We start from the raw sequence: 9,527 nt of genomic DNA on the forward strand, positions 1-9,527 counted from the left end.
ATCGTTCCTTAAAGAAAGGCCCGGTAGCGCTAGCTGACCGGGCTTACGGACGTTCTCAGAGACCCGTTATTTGTCGAACAAATAATGGTTTACCAGATTTTCCAGCAATTCCTGATGACCGCTCTGGTGCACTGGCGCCAGGTTGTGTTGTTCAGCGTACTGCGCAATTTCTGTCAGCGTCATCTGGCCTTTCAGAATTTGCTGGCCCAGTTCACCATTCCAACCGGCATAACGTTTAGCCACACGCTGATCCAGGCCACCGTCTTCAATCATACGGGCCGCAATTTTCAGCGACAGCGCCATGGTATCCATCGCGCCAATATGACCATAGAACAGATCGTATTTATCGGTGCTCTGACGACGTACTTTGGCATCAAAGTTCAGGCCGCCGGTAGTGAAGCCGCCCGCTTTCAGGATTTCGTACATCACCAGCGCATTCTCTTCTACGCTGTTCGGGAACTGGTCGGTATCCCAGCCCAGCTGTGCGTCACCGCGGTTGGCATCGACAGAGCCAAACAGACCCAGCGCGATAGCAGTGGCGATTTCGTGATGGAACGAATGGCCTGCAAGCGTAGCGTGGTTGGCTTCGATATTCAGTTTGATCTCTTTTTCCAGACCGAACTGCTTGAGGAATCCGTACACGGTCGCCGCATCGTAGTCGTACTGGTGCTTGGTCGGTTCCTGCGGTTTCGGCTCGATAAGCAAAGTGCCCTGGAAACCGATTTTGTGTTTGTGTTCCACGACTAATTGCATGAAACGACCAATCTGCTCACGTTCCTGACGCAGATCGGTATTCAGCAGTGTTTCATAACCTTCACGGCCGCCCCACAGAACGTAGTTTTCACCACCTAACTTGTGCGTGGCATCCATGGCCGTAACCACCTGCGTGGCGGCCCAGCTGAACACTTCTGGATCTGGGTTTGTGGCCGCACCCGCACCGTAGCGTGGGTTAGTGAAGCAGTTTGCTGTACCCCACAGCAGCTTCACGCCGCTCTGTTCCTGTTTTGCCGCCAGCACATCAACCATCTGCGCAAAGTTGTTTTTGTACTCTTTCAAAGACGCGCCTTCCGGCGAAACATCCACGTCATGGAAGCAGTAGTAAGGCACGTTCAGCTTGTGGAAAAACTCAAATGCCACATCCGCTTTGCGTTTCGCCAGCGCCAAAGCTTCACCAGGCTGCTGCCATGGACGATCGAAAGCGCCCATACCGAACATATCCGCCCCGTTCCAGCAGAAGGTATGCCAGTAGCAGGCCGCAAAACGCAGATGATCTTCCATGCGCTTGCCCAATACGATTTCGTCAGGGTTGTAATGGCGAAATGCGAGCGGGTTGGTGGATTGAGTGCCTTCGAAACGAACACGATCGAGTTGGTCAAAATAAGCCGGCATAATAAGCTCCATAATCAGGTAATACGGCAAGTAAACTGCGATATGGCTATACTGGAATTTCCTGATTTATTGCTCAATTACGTTATTTCACACCGCCATTAAGAGAATACCCAAACGTGCGCTGGCTCCCAAAAAAACGCGCTAAATAAAGAAATAAAAAAGCGATCGCGATCGAAGGTTAGTCATTAAACAAAAAACCGTAATGCGCAGATAAAAAATGACAATTGTCATCCCGCGACCAGTATGTAAATTTTGCGTAGCCTCAGGCAATCAGGAATTTTGTCACGCTTCATCAAGCAGTCGTACCTGCGGTTTTGCTAGTATCGACAGGCCCACGTTAACCTTTCCAGGACAGGTTCTTATGTTTGATAAACGTCACCGCATCACTCTGCTATTTAATGCCAATAAAGCCTACGACCGCCAGGTGGTAGAAGGTGTGGGTGAATATTTACAGGCATCGCAATCCGAGTGGGATATATTCATTGAGGAAGATTTCCGAGCCCGTATCGATAATATTAAAGACTGGTTAGGCGACGGCGTTATTGCTGATTATGACGATGATGATATTGCGCAATTACTTGCCGATGTTGAAGTTCCCATCATCGGCGTTGGAGGCTCCTACCATCTGGAGCAAGATTATCCACCGGTACATTACATCGCCACCGACAACCACGCGTTGGTAGAAAGCGCTTTCCTGCACCTGAAAGAAAAAGGGATTAACCGCTTTGCGTTCTATGGTCTGCCATCGTCAAGCGGCAAACGCTGGGCCGCGGAACGTGAATATGCGTTTTGCCAGCTGGTTGCCAAAGAGAAGTACCGCGGCGTTGTCTATCAGGGGCTGGAAACCGCACCGGAAAACTGGCAGCACGCGCAAAATCGTCTGGCGGACTGGCTACAAACACTACCGCCGCAAACCGGTATTATCGCCGTTACCGACGCGCGGGCACGACACGTCCTGCAAGTCTGCGAGCACCTGCATATTCCAGTACCGGAAAAGCTGTGTGTGATTGGGATCGACAACGAAGAACTGACCCGCTATCTGTCACGGGTGGCGCTTTCATCCGTGGCCCAGGGAGCCAGGCAGATGGGGTATCAGGCCGCTAAGCTCTTACATCGTTTACTGGCAAATGAAGAGCTGCCGCTGCAACGTACACTGGTTCCTCCGGTGCGCGTCATTGAACGCCGATCAACCGACTACCGTTCATTAACCGATCCGGCGGTGATTCAGGCGATGCACTTTATCCGCAACCATGCCTGTAAAGGTATTAAGGTTGAACAAGTGCTGGATTCAGTGGGGATTTCTCGTTCGAATCTGGAGAAGCGTTTTAAAGAAGAGGTCGGAGAGACTATCCACGCCGTGATTCATGCCGAAAAGCTGGAAAAAGCGCGCAGCCTGTTGATATCTACCACGCTTTCAATCAACGAAATCTCACAGATGTGCGGCTATCCGTCTCTGCAATATTTTTATTCGGTCTTTAAGAAAGAGTATGACACGACGCCCAAAGAGTATCGCGATGTGAACAGCGAAGTGTTGCTGTGAGGATTATTGCCGGATGCGGCGAAGCCGCCATCCGGCACACAGAATTACATATGCGCGGCGATTAAACGCTGGTTATCCTGATACATTGCGAACAGATAATTGTTGTAGCTCTGTCCTTTAGTGGAATAACCCTTCAGCTTATGAATCATCGCGGTAGCGGTGACTTCCTGATCGGCTTTACGCAGCTGCGCACGTGACTTACGGAATGAAGAGTAAGCCGGATGCGTGTTCAGGTTGATGACGTAAGCATTCACCGACTCTTTCACCGATTCAAACTGTGAGTAGCCTTTCACCTTACCCGGGGCATTGTTACAACGACCTTTGCCACATTTCATGCCAAACAGGTTGTTGTTGCTACGCGCCAGCTTCGACGTACCCCAGCCACTTTCAGCCGCAGCCATGGTTGCCACCATACTGGTCGGGATAATGTCTACGCGCTCAAGCAGCGTATTCCATGGGATTTTACGCGTGTTGCCAGACCAGCTCACCTTGTAGCGCTTCGCGATGTCTTTCATACGCGTACGCTCAGTCGGTGACCAGCGGTTCTGGTACTGTTTTGAAATCAGCCAGTTACGGTCCGCCGTAATGGCAGCATTTTGACTGGTAATATAAGGCATAACCGTCCGGAGAAACGCTTTTTTCCTTGGTGTTCCGGAAGGGTATTTTCGCAAATCAGGAAGTGAACTACTCTTTGCACTATTGCGAGAATACTCTTGTTTACTGCTTACCTGTGTATTACTTGTCTTGATTACCTGGGGCTTGTGACTCGTTGTCGCCGTGTGTGTCTTTGCCAGCACCTCACCAGAAAATGCAACGGTGAGTAACATAAGAATCATTGCCCCATATCGTCGAATGGGAGTCAATATCATTAGGTCTCCTGGTCGGATTTATACATTCCAACACCTTATATTTTTCACAAAAATGAGAGATGAATCTCAAATCATATCAAAAATAGCCGTCAAGAGCACCCAAAGGAATAGTCCAATTCTGAAACCATGTCACGCATTAACGGTTCAGGGTGCTATTAATTCGAAGAAAATGTGGAGGTTATCGCAAAATGAGTTCATTTTTTGCGCGCGATCGCTCACCCTCACTTCTCCTCCTGGCGGAATCGACTCAAAGGAGGAGTTTCCGGCCTGATTTCACTGGCAAACTGGCGAAAATCGCAGCACCAAGGACAGCATTATGAAACTTGCCGCCGTTGCGCTGGCGCTCATGCCCGGCATTGCCATCGCCTCATCATGGACTTCTCAGGGACTCCCCACCTTCGAAGCGGAAGGTACGGGTAAATTCGTCAGCCATGCAGCGTTGACGAAGGGTACGCGTCCTTTAATCCTAAATTTTGACCAACAGTGCTGGCAGCCTGCTGATGCGATAAAACTCAACCAGATGCTGTCGCTAAAACCGTGTGAAGGCGCCCCGCCGCAGTGGCGCTTATTCAAAGACGGCGATTACACGCTGGAAGTGGATACCCGCTCCGGAACGCCAACGTTGATGCTCTCGGTAAAAAGCGCCGCAGACCCTGTCACGACCCAGATTCGCCAGTGCCCGAAATGGGATGGTTCGCCGTTAACACTGGATGTGAGCCAGACCTTTCCGGAAGGTGCCGTGGTGCGTGATTTCTACAGCCAGCAAACGGCAACGGTAAAAAATGGGTCGATTACCCTACAGCCTGCCGCAGCCAGCAACGGGCTGTTGCTGCTGGAACGGGCGGAAACCGATGCCCCGGCCGCTTTCGACTGGCATAACGCTACGGTGTATTTCGTCCTGACAGACCGCTTTGTAAATGGTGACCCGAGCAACGACCACAGCTACGGTCGGCGCAGCGATGGCATGCAGGAAATTGGCACCTTCCACGGGGGCGATTTACGCGGTCTTGCCAGCAAACTCGACTATCTGCAACAACTGGGCGTCAATGCGTTATGGATCAGCGCGCCGTTTGAGCAAATCCACGGCTGGGTCGGCGGTGGCACCAAAGGCGATTTCCCCCATTATGCTTACCACGGCTATTACACTCAGGACTGGACCACGCTCGATGCGAATATGGGTAATGAAGCTGACCTGCGTGCGCTGGTTGACGGCGCGCACCAGCGCGGCATTCGCATCCTGTTTGATGTCGTCATGAATCATACCGGCTACGCCACGCTGGCGGATATGCAGGAGTATCAGTTTGGGGCCCTGTACTTGTCGGGCGATGAACTGAAAAACACGCTCGGTGAACGCTGGACGGACTGGAAGCCAGCCGCCGGGCAAAGCTGGCACAGCTTTAATGATTACATCAACTTCAGCGATAAAGCAGGCTGGGAAAAATGGTGGGGGAAAAACTGGATCCGCACCGATATTGGCGATTACGACAATCCGGGTTTTGACGACCTGACCATGTCGCTGGCTTTCCTGCCCGATCTGAAAACCGAATCCACCACGCCTTCCGGGCTGCCAAACTTTTATCAACACAAACCGGATACGCACGCTAAAGCTATTGCTGGTTATACGCCCCGCGATTATCTGACCCACTGGCTCAGCCAGTGGGTGCGTGATTACGGGATTGACGGGTTTCGGGTCGATACCGCCAAACACGTCGAACTTCCCGCCTGGCAGCAGTTAAAAACACAGGCCAGCGCGGCGCTGGTTGAATGGAAGAAAGCGAACCCGGATAAAGCGCTTGATGACAAACCTTTCTGGATGACCGGCGAGGCCTGGGGTCACGGCGTGATGCAAAGCGACTATTACCGTCACGGCTTTGATGCGATGATCAATTTCGACTATCAGGAGCAGGCGGCAAAGGCCGTCGATTGTCTGGCAAATATGGATGTCACCTGGCAACAGATGGCTGAGAAATTGCAGGATTTCAACGTCCTGAGCTATCTTTCCTCGCACGATACGCGTCTGTTCCGCGAAGGTGGAGACAAAGCCGCCGAGCTATTGCTGCTGGCGCCAGGCGCGGTACAACTCTTTTACGGAGACGAGTCGGCCCGGCCCTTTGGACCAACAGGTTCAGACCCATTGCAGGGTACGCGCTCAGAAATGAACTGGCAGGATGTGGCCGGGAAATCTGCCGCCAGCGTCGCTCACTGGCAGCGCATCAGTCAGTTCCGGGCCAGACATCCCGCCATCGGTGCTGGTAAACAGACCACGCTGACATTGAAGCAGGGATACGGATTTATCCGCGAGCATGGCGACGATAAGGTGATGGTGGTGTGGGCCGGTCAGCCCTGATCCCAACAGGCTTCCCGCTGTGCATACAGCGGGAAGCCCAACACAAAATAAAAAACCAGCCAGGCAAACATCTGCAGCACAAAACATCAATCCAGCTCGTTCCCCCTGATTTGCACCCTGCCATAGGTAGCGCTATGGTTAGCCACTTTACTACTCAGTTCGACAGACCCCCTGCTATGACATTCTCACTTTTTGGCGACAAATTTACCCGCCATTCAGGCATCACCCGCCTGATGGAGGACCTCAACGACGGTTTACGCACCCCAGGCGCCATCATGCTCGGCGGTGGTAATCCGGCGCAAATTCCAGAGATGCAAAATTACTTCCAGTCTCTGCTGACAGATATGCTGGCAAACGGCAAAGCCACTGATGCGCTTTGCAATTATGACGGTCCGCAAGGGAAAACCGAGCTACTGTCTGAACTGGCGAAACTGCTACGTGAGAAGCAGGGTTGGGATATCGAGCCACAAAATATTGCACTGACAAATGGCAGTCAGAGCGCGTTTTTCTACTTATTCAATTTGTTCGCCGGACGCCGCGCTGACGGAACAACGCAAAAAGTGTTATTCCCGTTAGCCCCGGAATACATTGGCTATGCCGATTCCGGGCTGGAAGATGATCTCTTCGTCTCAGCACGTCCGAACATTGAGCTGCTACCGGAAGGCCAGTTTAAGTATCACGTTGATTTTGAACACCTGCACATCGGTGAAGAAACGGGCATGATCTGCGTATCGCGCCCCACTAACCCGACAGGCAACGTGATCACCGACGACGAGCTGATGAAGCTGGACCGGCTGGCCAACCAGCATGGGATCCCACTGGTGATTGATAACGCCTATGGCGTACCATTCCCTGGCATTATCTTTAGCGAAGCACGCCCACTGTGGAACCCCAACATTGTGTTGTGCATGAGCCTTTCCAAGCTGGGTCTGCCAGGCTCCCGCTGCGGTATCATTATCGCGAATGAAAAAATCATCACTGCGATTACCAATATGAACGGCATCATCAGCCTTGCACCTGGCGGGATGGGACCGGCGATGATGTGCGAGATGATTAAACGTAACGATCTGCTGCGCCTGTCCGAAACGGTTATCAAGCCGTTTTACTATCAGCGCGTTCAGGAGACGATTGCGATTATTCGCCGCTACTTGTCTGAAGATCGCTGCCTTATCCATAAACCTGAAGGCGCGATTTTCCTGTGGCTATGGTTCAAAGATTTACCGATCACCACCGAACTGTTGTATCAGCGTCTGAAAGCGCGCGGCGTACTGATGGTTCCTGGTGACTACTTCTTCCCGGGGCTGGATAAACCCTGGCCGCATACCCATCAGTGCATGCGGATGAACTACGTGCCAGAGCCGGAGAAAATCGAAGCTGGCGTGAAGATTCTGGCTGAAGAGATCGAACGCGCCTGGCTGGAAGGCTAACGCAAACCCGACCCAAGTGCGGGTCGGGCTCACTTCACAGCGGCTGTGAACGCAGGCGCTGGCGCTGAATACTGACGACATCAATACACTGCAACGCGCTGGTCGGGCAGGCTTCGACACACGCTGGTCCCGCCTCGCGATGCCAGCACAAATCGCATTTTATCGCCTGCACCCGCGACGAACGGGCAACGACATTCATTGCCCCAAACGGGCAGGCCAGCATACAGCTTTTACAACCAATACAACGTGCCTGTTCAACGAAGATATGCCCATGTTCACGACGAATGGCGTGAGTTGGACAAACATTCGCACAGGGAGCGTCTTCGCATTGATGGCAGGCGACCGCCGTGGTAAAGGCGTCGTCTTTGATGACCCGAATCCGCGGTATAAACGCAGAAGAAGAGACCGAAGCACAGTCCTGATTTTGCTGATGCGCGACGACGCAGGCAACTTCGCAGGTACGACACCCAATACATTTTGCCGCATCCGCCATAATAAACGCGTTCATTGCCCCCTCCCTCTGCGTGAAAACCACAGAGTGCCAGAGAGACCGCCCCTGACGCTTTGATCGGACAGGGGAAACGGTTAAATATTGTCAGGTGCCTGAACGACTTTGGGGGATTGCCTGCACTTTTGTAGGCCGGGTAAGCATAGCGCCACCCGGCGATCCTCATTTACGCCGAATTAATATGCTCTTTGCAGTAGCGCCTTTTCCACGCCGCAGGCGTCAGGCTGGTATGCTTACGAAAGATTTTACGAAAGTAACCCACATCATTAAATCCACATTTAATCGCCACTTCGGTAAGCGACAGCGAGTCACTGATCAACAGCTTTTCTGCCGCCCTTACCCGCTGACGATGCAATGCTTCAGTTAGCGTCAGCCGGAAAGCGCTACGGAATACACGCCCCAGATAATCCGCATTGCAATGCAGCTCTTTCGCCAGAGTTGAAGCACTAATCGGCAGATGGAACTGGGTGTGGATTATTTGTTGCGCTTTCCATGCCAGCGCATTACCGGGGCTATCTGCGGGTTGCTCGCTAGCCGCCGCGGAGATTTGCTGCAAAATCAGCAGTAGGATCAGTTCCAGCGCAACGCTGCGATGAATATTTTCCTGCTCGCGTAAGAACTGGCGAAACAGCGAAATAATATATTGTGGCTCGCTAACCCGGGCATGCTGAGGAATCGCAAGCAACGGTTCTGTAAGTGAAGCATCGTTTTCTGCTGTCACCTCAAAGTGTAGCCAGTAAAATTTCAAATCAGCCGGAAACTGTCCCACACCAATATGCGAACGCTGCGGCCATAACAGCAAACTTTCTCCAGCATTCACGCAAAAAACGGTCTGACCTTCGCAAATCGTTAATGTCCCTTTTTCGACAAAGATGATTTCCCAGGATTGCAATTGCCGCGCCGGATGGCTTCCCACACCTCGGGAAATAAATAGCCCACCATTTTGCACTTTAATCGGAAGAGACATGGACAATTCGAGCATATATATTCAAATTCCCGCTTTTTGCATTATTTAAACTGCTCTTTATTATTGATTATTCACGATAAACTTGCTTTTCGCTGGATCGAAATCACATTTTTATAATGAAGTCGGAATTGTCATCTTTTTATACTTTTCTCTTCCCTTGTTGACCCAAACATTTCGTGCAGAATAAATAACGTACTTTGCAAATTACAAACAAATAACCCGCAACGTAGCGGGATACTTTCTGAACATCCTCTCCGGGAGTTATTTATGACTTCGGCTCCGATTACGACATCTGATTTGGCACAGCGTGCCCAGGACGACAAATTATCCCTGCGTGAAAAAATAGGTTATGGGGGTGATGCTGCCAACTTACTGATTTAGTGTATGATGGTGTTTTTGAGGTGCTCCAGTGGCTTCTGTTTCTATCAGCTGTCCCTCCTGTTCAGCTACTGACGGGGTGGTGCGTAACGGCAAAAGCAC

General features: G+C 51.6%; 8 protein-coding genes. 4 read left to right on the forward strand and 4 right to left on the reverse strand.

What is annotated here, in order from left to right; genetic code table 11:
* Window positions 1-66: 66 nt before the first annotated feature.
* Window positions 67-1,389, reverse strand: a complete 1,323-nt coding sequence (xylA, locus tag ACHHZ7_RS18840) for a xylose isomerase (RefSeq protein WP_048236992.1) — start codon at window positions 1,387-1,389, stop codon at window positions 67-69.
* Between the two features lie 361 nt (window positions 1,390-1,750).
* Between xylA and xylR the strand changes: the two genes are divergently transcribed.
* Window positions 1,751-2,929, forward strand: a complete 1,179-nt coding sequence (gene xylR / locus ACHHZ7_RS18845) for a D-xylose utilization transcriptional activator XylR (RefSeq protein WP_008786439.1) — start codon at window positions 1,751-1,753, stop codon at window positions 2,927-2,929.
* 44 nt (window positions 2,930-2,973) lie between these two features.
* On the opposite strand, the gene ACHHZ7_RS18850 is transcribed toward xylR, so the two are convergent.
* Entirely contained in the window at window positions 2,974-3,798 is an 825-nt protein-coding gene (locus ACHHZ7_RS18850; RefSeq protein ID WP_008786441.1) for a protein bax, read from the reverse strand.
* Between the two features lie 316 nt (window positions 3,799-4,114).
* On the opposite strand from ACHHZ7_RS18850, the gene malS reads away from it, so the two are divergent.
* Complete coding sequence (malS, locus tag ACHHZ7_RS18855) at window positions 4,115-6,145, forward strand: alpha-amylase (RefSeq protein ID WP_060682935.1); 2,031 nt, start codon at window positions 4,115-4,117, stop codon at window positions 6,143-6,145.
* A gap of 176 nt (window positions 6,146-6,321) precedes the next feature.
* Window positions 6,322-7,572 (forward strand): valine--pyruvate transaminase, encoded by a 1,251-nt coding sequence (gene avtA / locus ACHHZ7_RS18860; RefSeq protein ID WP_060682936.1) that lies wholly within the window; start codon window positions 6,322-6,324, stop codon window positions 7,570-7,572.
* A 34-nt stretch (window positions 7,573-7,606) separates the two neighbouring features.
* Here avtA and ACHHZ7_RS18865 read toward each other — a convergent pair whose 3' ends face one another.
* Window positions 7,607-8,080 carry a 4Fe-4S dicluster domain-containing protein gene (locus tag ACHHZ7_RS18865; protein WP_060682937.1) on the reverse strand — a complete coding sequence of 158 codons (474 nt, stop codon included), beginning with the start codon at window positions 8,078-8,080 and terminating at the stop codon, window positions 7,607-7,609.
* Window positions 8,081-8,246: 166 nt separating this feature from the next.
* Window positions 8,247-9,062 carry a helix-turn-helix domain-containing protein gene (locus tag ACHHZ7_RS18870; RefSeq protein WP_060682938.1) on the reverse strand — a complete coding sequence of 272 codons (816 nt, stop codon included), beginning with the start codon at window positions 9,060-9,062 and terminating at the stop codon, window positions 8,247-8,249.
* 394 nt (window positions 9,063-9,456) lie between these two features.
* Here ACHHZ7_RS18870 and ACHHZ7_RS18875 point away from each other — a divergent pair.
* On the forward strand, window positions 9,457-9,527 hold a 71-nt coding region (locus ACHHZ7_RS18875; RefSeq protein WP_001568368.1), incomplete at its 3' end, for an IS1 family transposase.

Source organism: Citrobacter freundii complex sp. 2024EL-00216, from assembly GCF_043945515.1.
GTDB lineage: Bacteria > Pseudomonadota > Gammaproteobacteria > Enterobacterales > Enterobacteriaceae > Citrobacter > Citrobacter portucalensis.

What these genes read in the sequence shown, in the direction of transcription:
- xylA (WP_048236992.1), bottom strand. Translation starts at nt 1,389, where the DNA reads ATGCCGGCTTATTTTGACCAACTCGATCGTGTTCGTTTCGAAGGCACT.
- xylR (WP_008786439.1), top strand. Translation starts at nt 1,751, where the DNA reads ATGTTTGATAAACGTCACCGCATCACTCTGCTATTTAATGCCAATAAA.
- ACHHZ7_RS18850 (WP_008786441.1), bottom strand. Translation starts at nt 3,798, where the DNA reads ATGATATTGACTCCCATTCGACGATATGGGGCAATGATTCTTATGTTA.
- malS (WP_060682935.1), top strand. Translation starts at nt 4,115, where the DNA reads ATGAAACTTGCCGCCGTTGCGCTGGCGCTCATGCCCGGCATTGCCATC.
- avtA (WP_060682936.1), top strand. Translation starts at nt 6,322, where the DNA reads ATGACATTCTCACTTTTTGGCGACAAATTTACCCGCCATTCAGGCATC.
- ACHHZ7_RS18865 (WP_060682937.1), bottom strand. Translation starts at nt 8,080, where the DNA reads ATGAACGCGTTTATTATGGCGGATGCGGCAAAATGTATTGGGTGTCGT.
- ACHHZ7_RS18870 (WP_060682938.1), bottom strand. Translation starts at nt 9,062, where the DNA reads ATGCTCGAATTGTCCATGTCTCTTCCGATTAAAGTGCAAAATGGTGGG.